This is a genomic window from Pantoea sp. SGAir0184 (assembly GCF_043544755.1).
Map to the genome: position 1 here is coordinate 471197 of NZ_CP028050.1, position 19286 is coordinate 490482.

At 58.3% G+C, this 19286-nt stretch carries 22 protein-coding genes and 1 other RNA gene; 7 read left to right on the forward strand and 16 right to left on the reverse strand.

Annotation, left to right across the window (positions count from 1 at the left end):
• Positions 1–77: 77 nt before the first annotated feature.
• Positions 78–977 (reverse strand): LysR family transcriptional regulator, encoded by a 900-nt coding sequence (locus tag C1N60_RS02265; RefSeq protein WP_021509719.1) that lies wholly within the window; start codon positions 975–977, stop codon positions 78–80.
• A gap of 129 nt (positions 978–1106) precedes the next feature.
• Here C1N60_RS02265 and C1N60_RS02270 point away from each other — a divergent pair, with 129 nt between their 5' ends.
• The gene (locus C1N60_RS02270; RefSeq protein WP_031280148.1) at positions 1107–1808 is read left to right on the forward strand and encodes a pirin family protein; all 702 of its coding nucleotides are present in this window, start codon (positions 1107–1109) and stop codon (positions 1806–1808) included.
• 30 nt (positions 1809–1838) lie between these two features.
• On the opposite strand, the gene dolP is transcribed toward C1N60_RS02270, so the two are convergent.
• From dolP to C1N60_RS02290, 4 genes are read right to left on the reverse strand one after another with little or no spacing between them, the layout of a single operon-like run.
• Positions 1839–2411: a division/outer membrane stress-associated lipid-binding lipoprotein gene (dolP, locus tag C1N60_RS02275; RefSeq protein ID WP_021509717.1), complete on the reverse strand. Its 573-nt coding sequence runs from the start codon at positions 2409–2411 to the stop codon at positions 1839–1841.
• 14 nt (positions 2412–2425) lie between these two features.
• Positions 2426–3013, reverse strand: coding sequence for a DnaA initiator-associating protein DiaA (diaA, locus tag C1N60_RS02280; protein WP_021509716.1), 588 nt, complete (start codon positions 3011–3013; stop codon positions 2426–2428).
• Between the two features lie 14 nt (positions 3014–3027).
• On the reverse strand, positions 3028–3423 hold the full coding sequence (locus C1N60_RS02285; protein WP_021509715.1) for a YraN family protein: 396 nt from the start codon (positions 3421–3423) through the stop codon (positions 3028–3030).
• The gene (locus C1N60_RS02290; RefSeq protein ID WP_059012417.1) at positions 3381–5426 is read right to left on the reverse strand and encodes a penicillin-binding protein activator; all 2046 of its coding nucleotides are present in this window, start codon (positions 5424–5426) and stop codon (positions 3381–3383) included. Before C1N60_RS02290 ends, C1N60_RS02285 begins: the two co-directional genes overlap by 43 nt.
• Positions 5427–5488: 62 nt before the next feature.
• Here C1N60_RS02290 and rsmI point away from each other — a divergent pair, with 62 nt between their 5' ends.
• From rsmI to mdtI, 4 genes are all read left to right on the forward strand, one after another.
• The gene (gene rsmI / locus C1N60_RS02295) at positions 5489–6352 is read left to right on the forward strand and encodes a 16S rRNA (cytidine(1402)-2'-O)-methyltransferase (protein ID WP_058759850.1); all 864 of its coding nucleotides are present in this window, start codon (positions 5489–5491) and stop codon (positions 6350–6352) included.
• Positions 6353–6385: 33 nt separating this feature from the next.
• Positions 6386–6762, forward strand: an RNA gene (gene rnpB, locus C1N60_RS02300) — RNase P RNA component class A.
• Between the two features lie 684 nt (positions 6763–7446).
• A complete protein-coding gene (gene mdtJ / locus C1N60_RS02305) occupies positions 7447–7797 on the forward strand; it encodes a multidrug/spermidine efflux SMR transporter subunit MdtJ (protein ID WP_058759849.1) in 351 nt (116 codons plus the stop codon).
• Positions 7784–8113 carry a multidrug/spermidine efflux SMR transporter subunit MdtI gene (gene mdtI, locus C1N60_RS02310; RefSeq protein WP_021509711.1) on the forward strand — a complete coding sequence of 110 codons (330 nt, stop codon included), beginning with the start codon at positions 7784–7786 and terminating at the stop codon, positions 8111–8113. Before mdtJ ends, mdtI begins: the two co-directional genes overlap by 14 nt.
• Positions 8114–8183: 70 nt before the next feature.
• Here the strand turns inward: mdtI and C1N60_RS02315 are convergent, their stop codons facing one another.
• From C1N60_RS02315 to exuR, 9 genes are all read right to left on the reverse strand, one after another.
• Entirely contained in the window at positions 8184–9158 is a 975-nt protein-coding gene (locus C1N60_RS02315) for a glutathione S-transferase family protein (RefSeq protein WP_021509710.1), read from the reverse strand.
• Between the two features lie 80 nt (positions 9159–9238).
• Entirely contained in the window at positions 9239–9649 is a 411-nt protein-coding gene (locus C1N60_RS02320; RefSeq protein WP_010618799.1) for a DoxX family protein, read from the reverse strand.
• Between the two features lie 206 nt (positions 9650–9855).
• Entirely contained in the window at positions 9856–10140 is a 285-nt protein-coding gene (locus C1N60_RS02325; RefSeq protein ID WP_010618800.1) for a YqjK-like family protein, read from the reverse strand.
• The gene (locus C1N60_RS02330; protein ID WP_021312955.1) at positions 10137–10532 is read right to left on the reverse strand and encodes a phage holin family protein; all 396 of its coding nucleotides are present in this window, start codon (positions 10530–10532) and stop codon (positions 10137–10139) included. The genes C1N60_RS02325 and C1N60_RS02330 overlap by 4 nt, the downstream gene beginning before the upstream one ends.
• A 1-nt stretch (position 10533) precedes the next feature.
• Entirely contained in the window at positions 10534–10839 is a 306-nt protein-coding gene (locus C1N60_RS02335; protein ID WP_021509708.1) for a DUF883 family protein, read from the reverse strand.
• A gap of 34 nt (positions 10840–10873) precedes the next feature.
• Positions 10874–11248 carry a DUF1090 domain-containing protein gene (locus C1N60_RS02340; RefSeq protein WP_136546454.1) on the reverse strand — a complete coding sequence of 125 codons (375 nt, stop codon included), beginning with the start codon at positions 11246–11248 and terminating at the stop codon, positions 10874–10876.
• A 173-nt stretch (positions 11249–11421) separates the two neighbouring features.
• Positions 11422–11790, reverse strand: a complete 369-nt coding sequence (gene mzrA / locus C1N60_RS02345) for an EnvZ/OmpR regulon moderator MzrA (protein ID WP_031280145.1) — start codon at positions 11788–11790, stop codon at positions 11422–11424.
• Positions 11790–12464 carry a DedA family protein gene (locus C1N60_RS02350; protein ID WP_021509705.1) on the reverse strand — a complete coding sequence of 225 codons (675 nt, stop codon included), beginning with the start codon at positions 12462–12464 and terminating at the stop codon, positions 11790–11792. The genes mzrA and C1N60_RS02350 overlap by 1 nt, the downstream gene beginning before the upstream one ends.
• A gap of 335 nt (positions 12465–12799) precedes the next feature.
• Positions 12800–13552, reverse strand: a complete 753-nt coding sequence (exuR, locus tag C1N60_RS02355; protein WP_394521320.1) for a transcriptional regulator ExuR — start codon at positions 13550–13552, stop codon at positions 12800–12802.
• A 298-nt stretch (positions 13553–13850) separates the two neighbouring features.
• On the opposite strand from exuR, the gene C1N60_RS02360 reads away from it, so the two are divergent.
• Together C1N60_RS02360 and C1N60_RS02365 are read left to right on the forward strand one after the other, a co-directional pair.
• A complete protein-coding gene (locus C1N60_RS02360) occupies positions 13851–15299 on the forward strand; it encodes a tagaturonate reductase (protein ID WP_394521321.1) in 1449 nt (482 codons plus the stop codon).
• A gap of 4 nt (positions 15300–15303) precedes the next feature.
• Positions 15304–16794, forward strand: a complete 1491-nt coding sequence (locus tag C1N60_RS02365; RefSeq protein WP_394521322.1) for a UxaA family hydrolase — start codon at positions 15304–15306, stop codon at positions 16792–16794.
• A gap of 46 nt (positions 16795–16840) precedes the next feature.
• Here C1N60_RS02365 and sstT read toward each other — a convergent pair whose 3' ends face one another.
• Together sstT and C1N60_RS02375 are read right to left on the reverse strand one after the other, a co-directional pair.
• Positions 16841–18076 (reverse strand): serine/threonine transporter SstT, encoded by a 1236-nt coding sequence (gene sstT / locus C1N60_RS02370; RefSeq protein ID WP_394521323.1) that lies wholly within the window; start codon positions 18074–18076, stop codon positions 16841–16843.
• A 228-nt stretch (positions 18077–18304) separates the two neighbouring features.
• On the reverse strand, positions 18305–19276 hold the full coding sequence (locus tag C1N60_RS02375) for a TerC family protein (protein ID WP_104188223.1): 972 nt from the start codon (positions 19274–19276) through the stop codon (positions 18305–18307).
• Positions 19277–19286: the final 10 nt, after the last annotated feature.

A 19286-nucleotide genomic window follows, 5' to 3' on the forward strand; every position in this document is an offset into this window, starting at 1 on the left:
GCGGCTCCCTCTCCCGCGTGCGGGAGAGGGCTGGGGTGAGGGCTGGGGTGAGGGCGAAAGGCCCCCAGCACCCGCAATCAGCCGCGTTTCGCCAGCAATTTTGGAATCTCACGCAGGCACCAGGCTTTGGCTTCACCCATGCTATCGCGGCGCCACGCCATAATAATATCCACCTCACGGGTGTACTCGGCGCTGACAACACGCAGGCGGCCTTCGGCGATATCTTTCTCCACCATCGGATAGGGCATGGTCGCTACGCCGAGACCGGCCAGCAGCGCGCGGCGTTTATCATCCATGCTGCTTACCGTCAGGCGCTGCTGTTTGTCCAGCAGCTGCACCGTCAACACCGGACGTTCGCGCGCGGTGTCCGCCACGGCGATGCCGCGATACTTAACGCGCGTGACCTCGGACAGCGGCTCGGCTTCCTGATGAATCGGGTGATCCGGACTGGCAACATACACGCTCATAATGCTGTACAGCTTGCGCGTGTTGATTTCGGTGGAGGCGCGAAAATGCAAATCCGGCGCGATCACGATGTCGGCGCGCCCCTGTTCCAGTCGTTCCCACGCGCCCGCCAGCACTTCGGTGACCAGCGAAATCTGCGTATTGGCTTTCTCGGCCAGCTTCTCTACCAGCGGGAACAGCAGCTCGGTCGGGATCAGCGCTTCGGCCACGATGGTCAGATGGGTTTCCCAGCCGCGCGCCAGCGCTTCGGCATCGGTGGTGAGTTTATCGGCGGCTTCCAGCAGCACGCGGCCGCGTTCCAGCAGCATTCGCCCGACGTTGGTGAATTTGGTGCGATGGCCGGAGCGGTCAAACAGCACCACATCCAGCTCCTCTTCCAGCTTCTGCATGGTGTAGCTCAGCGCCGATGGCACGCGTCCCAGCTCGTCGGCCGCAGCGGCGAAGCTGCCGCGACGGTCAATAGCATCCATCACACGTAAAGCTTCCAGGGTTAACGCGCGCTCTTTAGCCATGCCGACTCTCTGTCAGTAAATTTGAATATGCCAGGCAGATTAACTGGCTAACAATCCGGCGTCCAGCCTTTTACCATTGACGTATAAAGCCTGTGGTGGATTCTCACCGCAGTGCGTCGGAGGTAAAGCATGATGACAACCCGCTGCGCGTCCGCATGTGGCCAGGCCGATTTCGGTTGGTTGCAGGCGCGCTATAGCTTCTCATTTGGCCACTATTTTGATCCCCAGCTGATGGGCTACGCCTCGCTGCGCGTGCTAAATCAGGAAGTGCTGGCGCCCGGTGCGGCATTTCAGCCGCGCACCTATCCGCAGGTGGATGTGCTCAACCTGGTGTTGCAGGGTGAAGCCGAATACCGCGACAGCGAAGGCAATCACCTGGTGGCGCGCGAGGGCGAAGCGATGCTGCTGTCGGCCCGCCAGGGCGTCAATTACAGCGAACACAATATCAGCAAGGATCGCCCACTGACGCGCATGCAGCTGTGGCTGGCCGCCTGTCCGGAACGGGAAAATCCGCTGCTGCAAAAACGCGCGCTGCCGCAGCAAACCCATGTGCTGATTGCGTCACCGGATGGCGCGGACGGCAGTTTGCAGCTGCGTCAGCAGGTGTGGGTACATCAGGTCACGCTGGCACCGGGCGAGCAGTACAGCCTGGCGCTGCACGGACCGCGCGCCTATTTGCAGTCGATTCACGGTGCGCTTGAGGTACGGGCCAGCAGTGCGCATCAGGAGCAGCTGCGCTGTGGCGATGGGGCGTTTGTCAGTGAAGAGGCGCAGATTACGCTGCAGGCGGAAACGCCGCTGCGTGCGCTGGTAATTGATATTCCGGTGTAAAAAAGGCGGCCCTGTTGGTCGCCTGTGGCATTATTTCAGAATGGTAAAGGCGGTGGTGACGTGCTTCACGCCGCTGACACGGCTGGCGATATCCGCTGCTGCCTTCGCTTCTTCCTGCGTTACCAGACCCAGCAGGAACACTTCCCCGTTCTCAGTGGTGACTTTCACGTTGGACGATTTCACCTGATCGCTGCCCAGCAGCTGCGAGCGGATTTTGGTGGTGATCCACGTATCTGATGAAGACGTGCCGAGGCTCACTTTCTGCCCGGTGCGAATCTCGTTATACACCTCTGTCGCGCCATCAACGCCCATGGCGATCTGTTTCGCCCGGCTGGCGAGATCGGCTGACGGTGCCTGACCGGTCAGCAGTACTTTGCCCTGATACGCGGTCACGACCACGCGCGCCTGATTTTTGATCTGCTCATCTTTTGCCAGCGCGTTAGTGACGCGCAGCTCCAGCGTGCCGTCATCAACCTGCGTGCCCACGGTACGCGGGTCGGTGGCGGTTTTGGTGGCGACCGCAGCGCCGCCGGCGACAACCGCCACGCAGCCCTGCAGCAGCATGGCGGTTAACAGAATGGCGATAGCGTTCAATGCTTTCATTTGAGCTCCTTCAGTCATTCCTGGTGTGGGAACAAGGTGTTATCAATCAAATCGCACAGGCAGTTCAGCGTCAGCATATGCATCTCCTGAATGCGTGCGCTGCGATGTGACGGAATGCGAATTTCCACATCGTGCGGACCGAGCAGGCCCGCCAGCTCACCGCCGTCATGGCCGGTCAGCGCGACGATAGTCATATCGCGGGTAACCGCAGCTTCCACCGCTTTAACAATATCGCGGGTGTTGCCACGGGTGGAGATGGCCAGCAGAACGTCGCCGGCCTGTCCAAGCGCACGAACCTGCTTGGCATAAATTTCGTCGTGCAGACGGTCGTTACCGATTGCCGTCAGCATCACATTGTCCGCACTCAGCGCCAGCGCCGGCAGGCTGGGACGCTCAGTCTCAAAACGGTTAATCATGCTGGCGGCAAAATGCTGGGCGTTAGCCGCCGAGGCGCCGTTACCGCAGCTGAGGATTTTGTTGCCGTTCAGCAGTGACTGCACCAGCGTCATCGCGGCGCGGGAAATCGCATCTGGCAGCGCTTCGGCTGCGGCGATTTGCGTCTGAATACTTTCGGTAAAACACGCTTTAATTCTGTCCTGCACAAGACCACCTGGTTCTATCCATCCGCACGAAAGGCATCGGCCAGCCACACCAGTTCGCGCCCGGTGATGGCGATGATGTCAAAACGGCAATTCACCGTATCAAAACTGCCGCCGCGTGCCAGCAACCACAGCGCAGCGGTACGCAGCAGCTTTTGTTGTTTCTGGCGCGTCACGCTGGCAGCCGCGCCGCCAAAACGTGCATCGCGCCGATAGCGCACTTCAACAAACACCCAGCAATCCGCGTCGCGCATAATCAGGTCGATTTCCCCGCTGCGGCAGCGCACATTGCTGGCTTCCCACTGCAGTCCGGCGCGCTCAAGGTAGCGACGCGCCTGCTGCTCCTGCTCAGCGCCGAGGCGCTGGCGGTTTACTGCACCGGAACGATTTGTCCCTGACGATACTGGTTCCATGCCAACTTCCTGTTGATCACGCAATCCGTGTCGGCGCTCAGCTTGCCGGTGTTGCCATCAATGGCGAAGCCCGGTACCTGACGCATCTGGTTAAACTGGTTCGCCAGCGTCCAGGCATCAATGCCCATCGCATAGAGGCGTACCAGCGAATAGTCGTTGTTGAAACTGCGCGCCGCCTGCTGCATCAGGCCAGGATTGGCGCCGGACAGCAGCGGAATATCGCTGAACTGCAGGCCATCCATCTCCAGCCGGAAGTCCGGACCGGCACCGGCCTGCGCGCTGCGCGAGCTGGCATACAGGGCGATGTTATTGCGGCTGCTGGTGCGCATGGCAATCATCGGCTTGATCAGCTGCAGTTCGTCCTGGGTAGCAATAATGTAAACCGCATCAACGCTGCCGCTGCTGCTGGCGCTCTCAGGTGCAGGAGCGCTCGTCTGCGGTGCCGGAATCGTCAGACCGGCGACCGCCACGCCCTGCGGCTGGTCCGGCTGTACCGTCAGCGGCGTGCCGCTCAGTGCAATACCGGCGCCGCTGTTGATGCCCTGTTTCAGCTCGCCCACGCCGCCGAAACGCTGCTGCAGCACGGTTGCGCCGCCCAGCTTCTGCCACTCCTGCGCAAACGCTTTGCCCACGCGGTCGCCATAGCTACTGCGCGGCATCAGCAGCAACGGCTGGCGTTTGCCCTGATCCCAGATATGGTGCGCGGCATCGCGCGCTTCGTCTTCAGGAGAAAGCGCAAAATAGCAAATATTCGGATGGTTCTGGATCTGCTCTGGTTCGTTGAGCGCCAGCACGTTCAGCGGTGTCTGGCTGTTGGCGACCTGTTCCACGTTATTTTTCAGCAGCGGACCAACCACCAGGGTGGCACCATCCTGCTGCGCCTGCTGCATCACCTGAGCAATCGGCTGGCTGCTGGTGTCATACACTTTCACCTGGGCGCTGCTGGCAGGCTGCGCGACGGCTGGCTGTGCGGCGGGCTGCTGCGGCTGTGCGCTGTCTGACGGCGTGATGGCCGCGGCCGACGGACTGACTACCGCGTTGGCATCGCCACTGGCTGGTGTTGCCGTGCTGGCGGGCTGTTGCGTGGAGGCGCTGGCATCGCTGCTGGCGGGTGCGGCAGGGGCTGCCGGCGCAGTCAGCACACCGTTTTTCGCATCGTTGAAGCCTTTCTGGATGGCACTGGCGAACACCTGCGCCTGACCATTAAGCGGCAGCAGCAGCGCGATAGTGCTGGTCGAAGCTTTAGTGAAGTTCTGCACCTGGCTGAGCTGGGTCGGCAGGGTTTTCGCGCCAGGGTTTTGCGGATAGCGCGTCTGCCAGTCGCTAATGGCGGCTTTCAGCATCTGGGCATCCTGACTGTTGGCGTGCCAGGTATTCAGCAGGTCGAGCCAGCCCTGCAGCGTATTTTCGTCGGCGTTGATCACCACGCTGTTGAGCTGATCCTGGGTTAGCTGGGTCAGCGCCTGCCAGGTGGCGTCAATATTGCTCTGGTGATCGGCGCCTTTCAGCAGCGGTTCCTGAGCAATATAGGCGCGCAGCAGCGCGAGCGACGGACGATTTTGCGCAGCGGCAATCTGCAGCGCGTAGTAGCGCACCTGCTGATCCTGCGACAGGTCAGCGGCTTTTATCTGTCCCAGCAGCTGCTGAGCACCGTTGAAATCCTGCTGGGCAATTTGCAGCTGGGCGCGCAGCAGCAGCAGTTCCTGCTGTTGTACATCAGAGAGCTGCTGTGGCAGCTGACCGAGCTGGTTTTGCGCCTGTGGATACTTTCCTTCCTTCAGCAGGGCACGGATGGCAAGTAATTGCCAGTCGGTCTTGCTATCATCGCTGCTTTGCTGCACCTGCTGCAGATAATAGTCAGAGCGGCCCGTGGCAGGCCCCTGAACGTTTACGCTTGAGGTTTGCTGCGGTCCCTGGCCGCTACAGGCGGCCAGAATCAGGCCCGCGAGCAAAACAGGGACCAGGCGTCCTGCTTTATGACGTACGACTTTCGAAGGAAGCATACTGTATCCAGTGATGTTTTTTTCAAGATGCTCAATATTAAATCGGCAATTCGGATGAAACAATGAAACAACTCGATCGGGCAGAGATTTCTGCCAGCACGCTCTATATCGTTCCTACCCCGATCGGTAACCTGGGTGATATCACGCAGCGTGCGCTGACGGTGCTTGCGAGCGTCGATCTGGTCGCTGCGGAAGATACACGTCATACCGGGCTGTTGCTACAACATTTCGCCATCAATGCGCGACTGTTCGCACTTCACGACCATAACGAACAGCAGAAGGCCGACGTGCTGTTAGCGAAGCTGCAGGAGGGCCAGAGCATTGCGCTGGTTTCCGATGCGGGCACGCCGTTAATCAACGATCCGGGCTACCATCTGGTGCGCCGTTGCCGCGAGGCCGGGGTGCGTGTGGTGCCGTTGCCCGGTGCCTGCGCGGCGATCACAGCATTGAGCGCGGCGGGATTACCGTCCGATCGTTTCTGTTACGAAGGGTTTCTGCCGGCCAAAAGTAAAGGACGTTGCGATGCGCTGCGTGCACTGAGTGACGAGCCGCGCACGCTGATTTTCTACGAATCGACCCATCGCGTGCTGGATACGCTACAGGATATGGTCAGCGTATGGGGCGCGGCGCGCTACGTGGTGCTGGCACGGGAGCTGACCAAAACCTGGGAGTCATTGTACGGTGCGCCGGTCGGTGAATTGCTGGCGTGGGTGCAGGCGGATGAGAATCGCCGCAAGGGCGAGATGGTGCTAATTGTCGAAGGCCATAAAGCGGATGAAGAGACGCTGCCGGCAGAGGCGCTGCGCACGCTGGCGCTGCTGCAGGCTGAGCTGCCGCTGAAAAAGGCGGCGGCGCTGACGGCGGAAATTCATGGCGTTAAGAAAAACGCCCTGTACAAGTATGCGCTGGAGCAGCAAGAGGCGTGACAAACGCGGGCGGATCGCCTATTATCCCGCGCCGAAGCTGACCAGACAGTCGCCGCTTTGTCGTCGTCCCTTTCGGGGGAGACGGGCAGAGGGGAGGAAAGTCCGGGCTCCATAGGGCAGGGTGCCAGGTAACGCCTGGGGGGCGCAAGCCTACGACCAGTGCAACAGAGAGCAAACCGCCGATGGCCCAGTAATGGGATCAGGTAAGGGTGAAAGGGTGCGGTAAGAGCGCACCGCGCGGCTGGCAACAGTCCGTGGCACGGTAAACTCCACCCGGAGCAAGGCCAAATAGGGGTTCACATGGTACGGCCCGTACTGAACCCGGGTAGGCTGCTTGAGCCAGTGAGCGATTGCTGGCCTAGATGAATGACTGTCCACGACAGAACCCGGCTTATCGGTCAGTTTCGACTTTTTATAAAGACGCCCGCAGATGAAAATCTGCGGGCGTTTTGTTTTTGGTGAGGGTGCGTGCAGATGAATGACTGTCCACTCCTCTTTCTATGAAAAGAACGCGGCTTATCGGTCAGTTTCGACTTTTTATAAAGACGCCCGCAGGTGAGAATCTGCGGGCGTCTTGTTTTTGGGGGAGGGTGCGTGCTGCCCCTCATCCTAACCTTCTCCCGCAAGCGGGAGAAGGGACCGATTGTGCGTGGGATGAGTTGAGTATTCGGCCTCCAACACCACACTTAACTATTCCCTCTCCCCGTGGGAGAGGGTTAGGGTGAGGGCAGAAAACCGCACGTAGCCAGATAAAACAGCACAAAACCCCCATTTCTCTGCGTAAAGAAACGCAAATCCGCAAAAACATTCTTTTCCCTGTGCCAGAATAGGCGCGTGTTCAACTACTGAGGACAATTTTTCATCCACACCGGGAAAAGCAACAACGTGGATAAGTTGTAAAATTATGGATAACCATTTCGTTACACTTTACGTATTAACCTCTTCACCCACCTGCGTTTTCTCCTGCTCACTGAGCGATCGGCACTGGCGCTTCGCGCTGTAGTTTTTTCTCTCCTTCTTAGCTTTTTATCTTTTTCAGCTATCACGCTGCGGTTTGTGCGTGGATGGCGTTTATTTCTCACAGGAGAGAAATCATGCTGTACTGGATTTTATTAGCGTTAGCGATTGCTGCCGAAATTACGGGCACCGTCTCAATGAAATGGGCCAGCGTTAATGGCGGCAGCGCCGGCTATATTTTTATGCTGTTGATGATCGCCCTGTCATACATCTTCCTCACCTTTGCCGTTAAACGTATTGCCCTTGGCGTGGCTTATGCCATGTGGGAAGGCGTCGGTATTCTGTTTATCACCCTGTTCAGCGTGATGCTGTTTGACGAGGCGCTGTCGGTGATGAAGGCGGCGGGTTTGATCACGCTGATCGCGGGTATCGCGCTGATCAAAGCGGGGACATTCAGCCGTAAGGAGCTGCGTCATGACCACGCTTAACGTCGTGCATCTGGCCTGGCTGGCGCTGGCCATCGTGCTGGAAATTGTGGCGAACATCGCGCTGAAATACGCCAACGGCTTCCGTCGTCCGCTGTATGGCGTGGTATCGCTGGTGGCTGTCCTGGCGGCATTTAGCGCCCTGTCGCAGGCAGTGAAGGGGATCGATCTCTCGGTGGCCTACGCCTTGTGGGGCGGTTTCGGTCTGGTGGCTACCGTAGCGGCAGGCTGGATTCTGTTCGGGCAACGCCTGAACACCCGCGGCTGGCTGGGCGTGGCACTGCTGCTGGCCGGGATGGTGTTGATTAAATTTGCCTGAGGCAGCGCGATACTGCCTGCCTTCCTTTCCCAATGGCGGGAGAGAAGGGCAGGCATGCGTAAGCCAGCCGTTAACCGCGGCCGTGCGGCTCATCCCAGTCAAAAGCCGGTCCCAGCGAAATAACGCCGTTCGGATTGATGGTCTTGTGGCTGCAGTAGTAGTGATGGCGGATGTGCGGCAGGTTCACCGTATCGGCAATGCCCGGCATTTGATAAATATCGCGCAGGAAGCCGTTCAGGTTACGGTAATCGCTGATGCGATGACGATCGCACTTAAAGTGGGTCACGTAGACCGGGTCAAAGCGCACCAGCGTGGTCCACAGGCGCAGATCGGCTTCGGTGAGGCGATCGCCGGTCAGATAGCGATGCTGACCCAGAATCTGCTCCAGCCGTGCCAGCGAATGGAACAGCGCGGTTACGGCTTCATCATAGGCCGACTGTGACGTGGCAAATCCGCTTTTGTAGACGCCGTTATTGACGGTGTCATAAATCCAGCCGTTGAGTTCGTCGATCTTGTCACGCAGCTCGGGCGGGTAGTAATCGCCGGCGCGAGCGCCCTGCGCGTCGAAGGCGCTGTTAAACATACGGATGATATCGGCGGATTCATTACTGACAATCGTGTGCTGCTTTTTATCCCACAACACCGGCACGGTCACGCGCCCGCTGTACTGCGGATCGGCATGCAGATAGAGCTGATAGAGGAATTCGTTCTGATACAGCGAATCGCCGGTCGCGGCGGGGAAGTCATCGTCAAAGGTCCAGCCGTTCTCCAGCATCAGCGGGTGCACCACTGACACCGAAATCATCTCTTCTAACCCCTTCAGCTGACGCATCAGCAGGGTGCGATGCGCCCACGGGCAGGCCAGCGAAACGTATAAATGGTAACGATCGCGCTCGGCGGCAAAGCCGGCTTTCCCGGTTGGCCCGGCGCTGCCGTCTGCCGTGATCCAGTTACGCCAGACTGCTTCTGTGCGTTTGAAGCGGCCACCGGTTGACTTCGTATCGTACCAGGTGTCATGCCAGACACCGTCAATCAGTTGTCCCATAAGCCCTCCATAAAAAAACGGGGCGAGGAAAATCCCCGCCCCTGCTATTCAGTATATGTGCTGTTGCACGGCTTGTGTGCTTAGCGTGCGGTTGCTGGCATAAAGCGCTGACGAATCAGGCGGTCAATGCTGTAGGCGCCCGGACCCACCAGACCCAGCACCAGGAAACCACCGGCGATGGACAGGTTTTTCATGAACATCAGCTGGTTAACTCCTTCCGCAAAGTTACTGTGGAACAGGAACGCGGTCAGCAGCGTGAAGCCGGCGGTGAACAGCGCGGTGAAGCGCGTCAGGAAGCCGAACAGAATCGCCAGGCCGCCGCCCAGTTCCAGCAGAATCACCAGCGGCAGCAGGAAGCCGGGCACGCCCATCGCCTGCATGTACTGTGCGGTGCCCGCATAGGCGGTGATTTTGCCCCAGCCGGCAGTAATAAACAGGATGGTCATTAATACGCGTGCCAGCAGCAGGCCTGAGTCTTCGAATTTTTTCATCATTTACTCCAACAAGGTTTTTGGCGCAGGTTGTTGGCCTGCCGGGTTATTTTCCCTTTAAACCGCGTTAAACAGTTCGTCGGGCTGATGGAGGGAGATGATAGTCGCGCGCAGCAATAGTTGTAAGCGAGATAAACTGTCGATGTTATTCAGGAATTCTGAAGGAGGAAAACCGAACCTTTTCGATCCGGTTTAAAGTGGGGAAGTTAGCGTGGCGGCATCGCCGATTTGATCATGCGCCAGGTGCTCCACAGGCCGAGTCCGCGTTTGGCCCAGCGCATGATGCGGTTGGGGCTGCGGATCGACCAGATGGCGAGCGCGCTGCTGCCAATCGCCAGATAGCGGCGCAGGCTGAGAAACGTCAGCCAGCCGCGATCGTACTGCGCGGTGCTTTCCAGCCAGTCGCGGCGGGCAGCGCTGAGATCCAGCCGCTGCTGCTGTACCTGATTAAGCAATTCATGAATGCGTGCTTCACGTTCACGCTGACTCATGAGCGATGCTCCTCGAGTAAGGTGCGATCGGTGTCCAGCTCTTTGCGCGTATGGCGCAACAGCGTGGACTGCCGGGATTTACGCAACGTCCATAAACCAAAAATCAGCGCCAGCGCAAATAGCACGCCGGTGGTGATGGCAATCGCCATCAGCCGGTACTGCGCATCCACCGCCCAGATAATCAGCACCATCAGGCTCATCAATCCGAAAGCGGTAAACAGCATGGTCAGGCCTATCATGATCAGCATCTGGATCAGATTGGCTTTTTCCTCTTCCAGCTCGGCAACGGCCAGCCGCACGCGTGTCTCGACCATGCCAACCAGCGTTGTCACCACGCGCTGACCTACATTGAAGACCCCTTTGCCTGGGCCGTGGCTCTGATTCTCGCTCATATCAACGACGTGAAATCAGGATGCCGATCAGCACGCCGACTGCTGCGCCGATACCCACGCCGTGCCACGGATTTTCACGCACGTAGACGTCCGCTTTCTCCGCCGCTTCACGCGTGGTCTGCGCGATGCGTTCGCCGGATTCGCCCAGCCGCTCGCGTGAACTCTCAATGGCACCGCGTGCTTTGTGACGCAGTTTATCCAGCTCGCTTTTCGACTTATCAGCCGAGCTGCTCAGCACTTCTTCCAGGGTGTCGGCAAGGTTTTTCAGTTCCGCACGCAGATGTTCAGATGTGGTGTCTTTAGCCATGGTGTTCTCCATTACATCATTTATTTAAGTCCGATTAATAAGGCTCGGCCTGCAGCTTTTTCAGCTCCTGGCGTGCCTCTTCCAGCTTCCGTTCGCGCTTACCAATCTTCTCCTGGTCTTTGCCTTCCTGGCGATCTTGCTGCAGTTCGCGCTCGCGCTCCGCCACTTTATGCTGCTGGGCTTCAATGCGTTCAGCGTGGGCGGATTTCAGTTTCTCGTCAGTGCAGTTGGCGCGGACTTCAGTCAGTGCGCGTTCCAGTCCGGTGACCCGGCGCTGGTTGTCGTGCTGTTTCGCCATCTCAATTTCACGCTGAATATCCTGCTGTTTTTGCTGACACAGCGATTCCGCTGCCAGCAGTGAACCCGAGAGAGAGAAAAGAATCGCACCCAGCAGTAGTTGTTGTTTCATCAGGTTTTTACCTTCCATTGTTGACGACCTGTCGCAAACCGGACAGGAGGGGCATCCCAGCTTGTCGTCTGCTCGCGCTTACTTAAGAATAGACAGCAGACGAAAAAATTCAAAAAACACGCGGGGATAGCGAGGATTGAGGTGCCGCCGGGCGATGAACCCGACGGCGGGGATCAGCTATAGGTGGGGCGATTAGCGTCCACCACCTGCTGTGACGCCTGCGGACCCGCCGCCACGACAAAGCCCTGTGGCAGCAGGCGGCGCAGTACTTTCTGCGCGGCCAGGCTCTGCTCTTCATTCTCAAAATGAATGACCAGCGCATCGCCTGCCGAGGTAATGCTTTTAATCCGCACGCCCTGCGCCGAAAGCTGCTGGTAGAGATAAAAGCCGTCCGGCAGATTGGTGCCGCTGTGTGCCACGCGGATCTTCACCACCGTTTCATGCTGCATCAGTTTGGGCACAATGCCGATAGCCAGCAGCGCCAGCACACCAGCGCACAGCCAGGGGAGTAAACGCCTGGGGAAATTACGCAACCCTGTCATTACTGTGACTTCCCGTTCTGACCCGCCTGACGTTTACGCCACAGCACTACCAGTGAACCCACCAGACCGATGACCAGCAGCACCAGCGGCAGCAGCATCAGGCAGAACATCAGCTCATCTTCATAGCGGCGGAAAATGGGGGTTTTCCCCAGCGCAAAGCCGAGCACGGTAAGAATCAGCACCCACAGGAAGCCGCTCATCCAGTTAAAGAACTGGAAGCGGGCATTGCTCAGGCCAGAGAGGCCGGCAATGGTCGGTAGCAGGGTACGGACAAACGCGATAAAGCGGCCAATCAGCAGCGCAGACAAGCCGTGGCGGTGGAACAGACTATGGGCGCGCTGATGATACTGCGCGGGCAGATGGGAGAGCCATTTCTGCACCGTCGGCGTATTGCCAAGCCAGCGGCCCTGAATGTAACTGACCCAGCAGCCAAGGCTGGCGCCGGTGGTCAGCACCAGCAGGGTCAGCGGAAAGCTCATGGTGCCTTTCGCGATCAGCACGCCGACCAGAATCAGCAGACTATCACCGGGCAGAAACGCGGCGGGCAGCAGGCCATTTTCGAGAAACAGAATCATGAACAACACGCCATAAATCGCCCACACCAGCGTGGGGTCGGAGAGCATTTCGTAATCCTGCTGCCACAGGGCATGCAGCAATGCTTGCAAAATATCCATCAATCATTCCTGAACATCATTGTTAAACGTGCCCGTGAGGGGCTTAGGCGCAGGCGGGTTAAGTTATACATTTTAGGTATGCCACCTGAGCAGGATTTCCGGATCCATCCAGAATTGATTGTTAAATCAGCGACTTTTTATAGCCCTGTCGCAAAGGGTAAGAAAAGGGCGATAACTGTAACAAAAATCGCGGGATTCAGACAGTGTAAAGTCGCGGTCGCACAGGAGTTTTACCTTTTGACGCAGATGGTCAAAAGGAGCTTTACACGAGCTGACACTATTGCAGATTAACTGACTTTTTAGCCTGAAAATGCAGCGTTTCTGCCATTGCGGCTTCAGGGCAGGATCACCGGATTTTCTGCGAACATGTAGCGGTCGACGTTGAATTCGAAATCATCGGCGGTGGCGTCGAACAGCATCTGTTTAGTATTTTCCAGATGCTGCCACATCGCCAGTTTGCTGGCGGCGGGATCTTTGCGCATCAGTGCTTTTAAAATCTGATCGTGATCGTCGCACCAGCTGGTGATATGGCTCGCGTCAATGTGTTCGTGCAGCTTGAGCCAGTAAGGATTATGCAGCCGGTGCCGCCACATTTTCTCTACGATGGCGGCCAGCGCGCTGTTTTGGGTGGCCTGGGCAATGCGCACGTGAAACTCCATGTCCCATGTCGAATCGCGCGCATGATCTTCCTGCCGGGCTTTTTCCTGAATTGCCAGCAGTGCCACGATGTCCTGTGGACGGATCTGCGTGGCGGCAAATTCGGCGACATTGCTCTCAATCAACTGGCGCGCCTGCAGCAGTTCAAAGGGGCCATAGCTGGCAAACTCCAGCTGTTCGGCGGCGCTGTCGCGCGGTTGTGGCTGGTCGCTGATCACATGAATGCCCGACCCTTTGCGCACCTCGACGTAGCCTTCCACCTCCAGCATGATGATCGCTTCCCGCACCACGGTGCGGCTCACCTGGTGCGCCTCCGCAATCATCCGCTCTGCCGGTAACTTTGCCCCCACGGCATAACTGCCCGCTTCGATGCGCTGCTTGAGTTCGCTGGCGAGTTGCTGGTAGAGGCGGCGGGATTCGTTCAGGTCCATGATTTTTCGGTTCTGTGAAAGACGGTAAGTTGTTATACCACTTACCCTGCGATGTCGCAAAGCGCTGAAGCTGTTATACCATCTGGCAAGTTAAGAACCTGCGCGCCTGCTCAGGTTTGATATTTAATTGATAGAATATACATATGCTTAAGTCGATGGAAATCAGTGGTACGCCGGCTTTCGCCGTATGGCAATGATGGATAATGTGACGCAGTTGGCAAACAAATCTCCCTGTTGCTGAAATTGGTATGATAACTTTTGCGCATTAGCTGACCGATTTCATCTTCAAGGAAGCGACATGTTGCGACTCAACCGCCGCGATTTCCCCGGCGCACGCTATAGCGAACGCGTGATCCAGTTCGGCGAAGGCAACTTTTTACGTGCCTTTATCGACTGGCAGCTCGACTGGCTCAATGAACATCAGGGCACCGATGCCGGCGTAGTGGTGGTGCGACCGCGCAACCGGATGCAGACGGAGACGCTCAATCAGCAGGATGGCCTCTACACCACGCTGCTGCGCGGGCTGAATGACGCCGGGGAAGCGCTCAGTGAAACCCGGCTGATCCGCAGCCTTAATCGTGAAATTCAGCCTTATCAGCAGTTCGAAGAATTCCTGGCTCTGGCACGCGCGCCGCAGATGCGTTTTGTGTTCTCCAACACCACCGAGGCCGGCATCGCGTATGCCGAACAGGATCGGCTGGAAGATCAACCTGCGTCGTCTTTTCCCGGCAAACTGACGCAGCTCTTGTGGGCGCGTTATCAGCACTTTGCCGGTGCCGCCGATAAAGGCTGGCTGATCGTGCCGTGTGAACTGATCGACCATAACGGCGACACGCTGCGCGCGTTAGTGCTGCGTTATTGCCAGCAGTGGCAGCTGCCAGCGACCTTTGCGCAGTGGGTGACGCAGCACTGCGCCTTTTACAACACGCTGGTGGATCGCATTGTCAGCGGCTATCCGCCGGATGGCGCACAGATTGCAGCCCAACTGGGCTATGACGACCGCTATCTGGTGGCCGGGGAGCGCGACTACCAGCTGGTGCTTCAGGGACCGGATACGCTGATGCACGAGCTGCAGCTGACGGCGCTGGCGCCTGCCGTCAGGCGGGTGGATGACATCACGCCATACAAAGCGCAAAAGGTGGCGATACTTAACGGGGCGCACACTGCGCTGGTGCCGGTGGCGTTTCAGGCCGGGCTGGCGAGCGTGGGCGAGGCGATGAACGATGCGCAGCTGGCCGCTTTTGTCGACGCCCTGCTGCGCGAAGAGGTGATCCCGACGCTGGATTTGCCGCGCGCCGAGCTGCACGCCTTTGCGGATGCGGTGCAGCGCCGCTTTCGCAATCCGTTTATTCACCATGCGCTGCTGGCGATTGCGCTCAACGGCATGACCAAATTCCGTACGCGCCTGCTGCCGGCGCTGTTGCAGGCGCAGCAGCAGCGTGGCGACTGGCCGCCGCGCCTCACCTTTGCCTTTGCCGCGCTGCTGGCGTTTTATCGCGGCCAGCAGGATGACCGGCAGTGGCCACTGCAGGATGACGCGTACTGGCTGCAGCGTTTTGCCCGGCTGTGGCCGGCGGTCCTCACCGATCAACTCACCCCGCAGCAGCTGGTGAGCGACGTACTGAGCGACGCGCAGCACTGGGGCGAAGATTTAACCCAGCGGCCCGGTCTGGTTACGGCGGTCAGCCAGCAGCTGCACAACATTCTCGTCCACGGCATGCGGACGGCCCTTAGCCAACTGAGATAACGCGATGCATCAGGCAATCAAAATACATTCCCGCGACAACGTCGCCGTGGCGCTGCAGGATCTGGCGGCTGGCACCCAGGTTATCGTCGCAGAACAGCGGATTACGCTGCAGCAGGATATCGGGCGCGGCCACAAGTTTGCGCTGCAACCGCTCATCAGTGGCGAGCAGGTGATTAAGTATGGGTTGCCGATTGCCCATGCCACTCAGCCGATCGCCGTAGGCGAGCTGATTCACTCCAGCAACGCGCGCACCAATCTGAGCGATGTCGACGAGTACGTATACCAGCCGGAACACCTCACGCTGCCACCGCAGGCGGCGGATCGTGAGGTGCAGATTTATCGTCGCGCCACGGGCGAGGTTGGCATTCGTAACGAGCTGTGGATTTTACCGACCGTCGGCTGCGTTAACGGTATCGCCTGGCAGATTGTGTCACGTTTTCTGCGGGAAAGTGACGACGCGGCTGACATCGACGGCGTGCACCTGTTCAGCCACCCTTTCGGCTGTTCACAGCTGGGTCAGGATCATGAAAATACCCGCACCATGCTGCAAAATATGGTGCGCCATCCTAACGCCGGCGCGGTGCTGGTGATTGGACTCGGCTGCGAAAACAATCAGGTCGATATCTTTCGCGACACGCTGGGCGACTTCGACAGTCAGCGCGTGCAGTTTATGGAGTGTCAGAAACAGGATGATGAAGTGGAAGCCGGCCTGCAGCGATTGCATGCGCTGTACAACGTGATGCGTCACGACCGCCGCCAGCCGGGCAAACTGAGCGAGCTGAAGTTTGGTCTCGAATGCGGTGGCTCGGACGGCTTTTCCGGCATCACCGCCAATCCGCTGCTCGGCTGTTTCTCTGATCAGATGATCGCCAACGGCGGCACCACGGTGCTGACCGAAGTGCCGGAGATGTTTGGTGCCGAGCGCATCCTGATGAGCCGCTGTCGTGATGCGGCGATTTTCGACAAAACGGTGGCGATGATTAACGACTTCAAGCGCTACTTTATCGATCATCAGCAGCCGATTTATGAAAATCCATCGCCGGGCAACAAGGCGGGCGGCATCACCACGCTGGAGGAGAAGTCGCTGGGCTGTACGCAAAAAGCCGGGCAGAGTCAGGTGGTGGATGTGCTGAAATACGGTGAGCGGCTGCGCACGCCGGGGCTCAATTTGCTCAGCGCGCCCGGTAATGATGCGGTCGCCACCAGCGCGCTGGCCGGAGCCGGCTGCCATATGGTGCTGTTTACCACCGGACGCGGCACGCCGTACGGTGGCTTCGTGCCCACCGTGAAAATCGCCACCAACACGCCGCTGGCGGAGAAAAAGCCGCACTGGATTGATTTCAATGCCGGACGACTGCTGGAGGGCACCAGCATGGAGACGCTGCTGGCGGAGTTTGTTGAGACTATTGTGGCGATTGCGAACGGCCAGCCGGCGCGTAATGAAGCGAATGATTTCCGCGAGCTGGCGATTTTCAAAAGTGGCGTGACGCTTTAATGCGTCAGCGGTTAAAGCGCGGCACCGGAGCGTGCCGCGACGAGGATTAACCGGCAGTACGCGGCTGACGTTCCGCTTCCGCCTGACATACGGCGGCGGTAAACAGAATGTCGGTTGAGGAGTTCAGTGCGGTTTCGGCGGAATCCTGCAGTACGCCGATGATAAAACCGACCGCAACCACCTGCATCGCCAGATCGTTAGGAATGCCAAACATGTTGCAGGCAACCGGAATCAGCAGCAGTGAACCGCCCGCCACGCCGGACGCGCCACAGGCACACAGCGAGGCGACAAGGCTCAGCAGAATAGCGGTGGGCACGTCCACGGCAATGCCCAGCGTGTGCACCGCAGCCAGCGTCAGTACGGTAATGGTGATTGATGCGCCCGCCATGCTGATGGTCGCGCCCAGCGGAATCGATACCGAATAAGTGTTTTCATCCAGATTCAGGCGTTTGGCCAGCGCCATGTTGACCGGAATATTCGCCGCCGAGCTGCGGGTAAAGAACGCCGTTACGCCGCTTTCGCGCAGGCAGGTAAACACCAGCGGATAAGGATTGCGGCGGATTTTCTGAAACACCAGCATCGGGTTGACCACCAGCGCCATAATCAGCATGCAGCCAATCAGCAGCGTCAGCAGGTGGGCATATTGCCACAGCGCGCCGAAGCCGGTGGAGGCCAGAATCGATGCCACCAGGCCAAAAATGCCCAGCGGCGCGCAGCGAATCACACAGCGCACCACCCAGGTCGCGGCATTCGACGCGTCGTTCAGGAAGGCTTTGCTGCTCGGGCTGGCATGACGAAACGCCAGGCCAAGACCAATCGCCCACACCAGAATGCCAATGTAGTTGGCGTTCATCAGCGCTTCAATCGGATTGGCGACCATGCTCATCAGCAGGCCGTGCAGCACTTCGGTGATGCCGGACGGCGGGGTAATTTCGGTCGCGCCGACGTCCATCGACAGCGTCTGCGGGAACAGATGGCTGAAAATTACCGCGACCACCGCCGCGAAGAAGGTACTGAGCAGATACAGCATAATGATCGGGCGAATTCTGGTTTTTTGCCCCTGCTGATGGTTGGCAATCGAAGAGATCACCAGCACCAGCACCAGCAGCGGTGCCACGGCTTTCAGCGCGCGCACGAACAGTTCGCCCAGCAGACCGACGGCTAACGCGGCATCGCGTGAAAGCCACGCCAGCGCCACGCCGGCAACCAGGCCAATCATGATTTGTTTTACCAGACTGCCTGAGAACAGGATGCCCAGCGGTCGAAGAAGATTATTTAGCATATTACGGTCTTTTTATTGCGGTATGAGTGTTGTGCGCGGTTGCTCCGCGCCAAACGGTTTGCCCGGCGGAGTATAAGGAAAAGTCCTGGCGAGAAAAGAGATAATTCTGTCGGTGCGCGCCAGATCGGTTTTTTGATCTGCTGATGACGGGAAGTGTGACAGAGATATGAAACGCGAAGGTTGGCGCTGGCGAAACAAAGCAGGGGCGATTAGCGCCCCTGCAGAAGATTATTGTGAGATGCCTTTCTGGTCGTTTCTGTGGTTTACCCAGGCGTTAATCAGCAGCGTACCGCCGAGAATCACGCCGACCACCGTCAGCGAGATCGCCACCGGAATGTGATAGAACTCGACAATCAGCATCTTGATACCGATAAACACCAGCACGATCGCCAGACCGTACTTCAGCATCGAGAAGCGCTCTGCCACGTTGGCCAGCAGGAAGTACATAGCGCGCAGGCCAAGGATGGCGAACAGGTTAGAGGTCAGCACGATGAACGGGTCGGTAGTGACGGCAAAAATAGCCGGAATACTGTCGACAGCGAAAATAACATCGCTCAGCTCCACCATAATCAGCACCAGCAGCAGCGGTGTGGCAAACAGCACGCCGTTTTTGCGGGTGAAGAACTTTTCGCCGTGCAGTTCATCGGTCATGCGCAGATGCTTACGCAGCCAGCGCACCACCGGCTTATCGCCGACAGCAGCATCATCGTCCTCTTTCGCGAAGGCCATTTTGATGCCGGTAAACAGCAGGAAAGCGCCGAAGATGTAGAGGATCCAGCTGAACTGTGTGACCAGCCAGCTGCCGGCAAAGATCATGATGGTACGCAGCACAATCGCGCCCAGCACGCCGTAAATCAGCACGCGGCGCTGAAGATTAGACGGAATGGCGAAGTAGCTGAACAGCATCAGCCAGACGAAGACGTTATCGACCGCCAGCGCTTTTTCCAGCACGTAACCGGTGAGGAACGCCAGGGTTTGTGCCGTCGCGACTTCGCGCCCGGCGCTGCCGTCGAGATACCACCAGAACGCGGCGGCAAACAGCAAAGAAACGGAGATCCACACCAGCGACCAGACGGCGGCCTGTTTGAATGACATGGTTTGTGCGCCGCGTCGTCCCTGTAAGAAGAGATCGATCGCCAGCATGATGAGCACGACGACAGCGAAGCTGCCCCAGAGTAACGGTGTGCCTACAGAGTGCATAGTCGTATCC

Bases quoted from the DNA above. Each gene is read 5' to 3' on its own strand.
- rsmI (WP_058759850.1), top strand. From the start codon at position 5,489: ATGAAACAACTCGATCGGGCAGAGATTTCTGCCAGCACGCTCTATATC.
- dolP (WP_021509717.1), bottom strand. From the start codon at position 2,411: ATGAAAGCATTGAACGCTATCGCCATTCTGTTAACCGCCATGCTGCTG.
- C1N60_RS02315 (WP_021509710.1), bottom strand. From the start codon at position 9,158: ATGGGACAACTGATTGACGGTGTCTGGCATGACACCTGGTACGATACG.
- C1N60_RS02365 (WP_394521322.1), top strand. From the start codon at position 15,304: ATGCATCAGGCAATCAAAATACATTCCCGCGACAACGTCGCCGTGGCG.
- C1N60_RS02330 (WP_021312955.1), bottom strand. From the start codon at position 10,532: ATGAGCGAGAATCAGAGCCACGGCCCAGGCAAAGGGGTCTTCAATGTA.
- C1N60_RS02320 (WP_010618799.1), bottom strand. From the start codon at position 9,649: ATGAAAAAATTCGAAGACTCAGGCCTGCTGCTGGCACGCGTATTAATG.
- mdtI (WP_021509711.1), top strand. From the start codon at position 7,784: ATGACCACGCTTAACGTCGTGCATCTGGCCTGGCTGGCGCTGGCCATC.
- C1N60_RS02375 (WP_104188223.1), bottom strand. From the start codon at position 19,276: ATGCACTCTGTAGGCACACCGTTACTCTGGGGCAGCTTCGCTGTCGTC.
- C1N60_RS02265 (WP_021509719.1), bottom strand. From the start codon at position 977: ATGGCTAAAGAGCGCGCGTTAACCCTGGAAGCTTTACGTGTGATGGAT.
- C1N60_RS02270 (WP_031280148.1), top strand. From the start codon at position 1,107: ATGATGACAACCCGCTGCGCGTCCGCATGTGGCCAGGCCGATTTCGGT.
- sstT (WP_394521323.1), bottom strand. From the start codon at position 18,076: ATGCTAAATAATCTTCTTCGACCGCTGGGCATCCTGTTCTCAGGCAGT.
- C1N60_RS02325 (WP_010618800.1), bottom strand. From the start codon at position 10,140: ATGAGTCAGCGTGAACGTGAAGCACGCATTCATGAATTGCTTAATCAG.
- C1N60_RS02335 (WP_021509708.1), bottom strand. From the start codon at position 10,839: ATGGCTAAAGACACCACATCTGAACATCTGCGTGCGGAACTGAAAAAC.
- C1N60_RS02340 (WP_136546454.1), bottom strand. From the start codon at position 11,248: ATGAAACAACAACTACTGCTGGGTGCGATTCTTTTCTCTCTCTCGGGT.
- exuR (WP_394521320.1), bottom strand. From the start codon at position 13,552: ATGGACCTGAACGAATCCCGCCGCCTCTACCAGCAACTCGCCAGCGAA.
- C1N60_RS02285 (WP_021509715.1), bottom strand. From the start codon at position 3,423: ATGGAACCAGTATCGTCAGGGACAAATCGTTCCGGTGCAGTAAACCGC.
- C1N60_RS02290 (WP_059012417.1), bottom strand. From the start codon at position 5,426: ATGCTTCCTTCGAAAGTCGTACGTCATAAAGCAGGACGCCTGGTCCCT.
- C1N60_RS02360 (WP_394521321.1), top strand. From the start codon at position 13,851: ATGTTGCGACTCAACCGCCGCGATTTCCCCGGCGCACGCTATAGCGAA.
- C1N60_RS02350 (WP_021509705.1), bottom strand. From the start codon at position 12,464: ATGGATATTTTGCAAGCATTGCTGCATGCCCTGTGGCAGCAGGATTAC.
- mdtJ (WP_058759849.1), top strand. From the start codon at position 7,447: ATGCTGTACTGGATTTTATTAGCGTTAGCGATTGCTGCCGAAATTACG.
- mzrA (WP_031280145.1), bottom strand. From the start codon at position 11,790: ATGACAGGGTTGCGTAATTTCCCCAGGCGTTTACTCCCCTGGCTGTGC.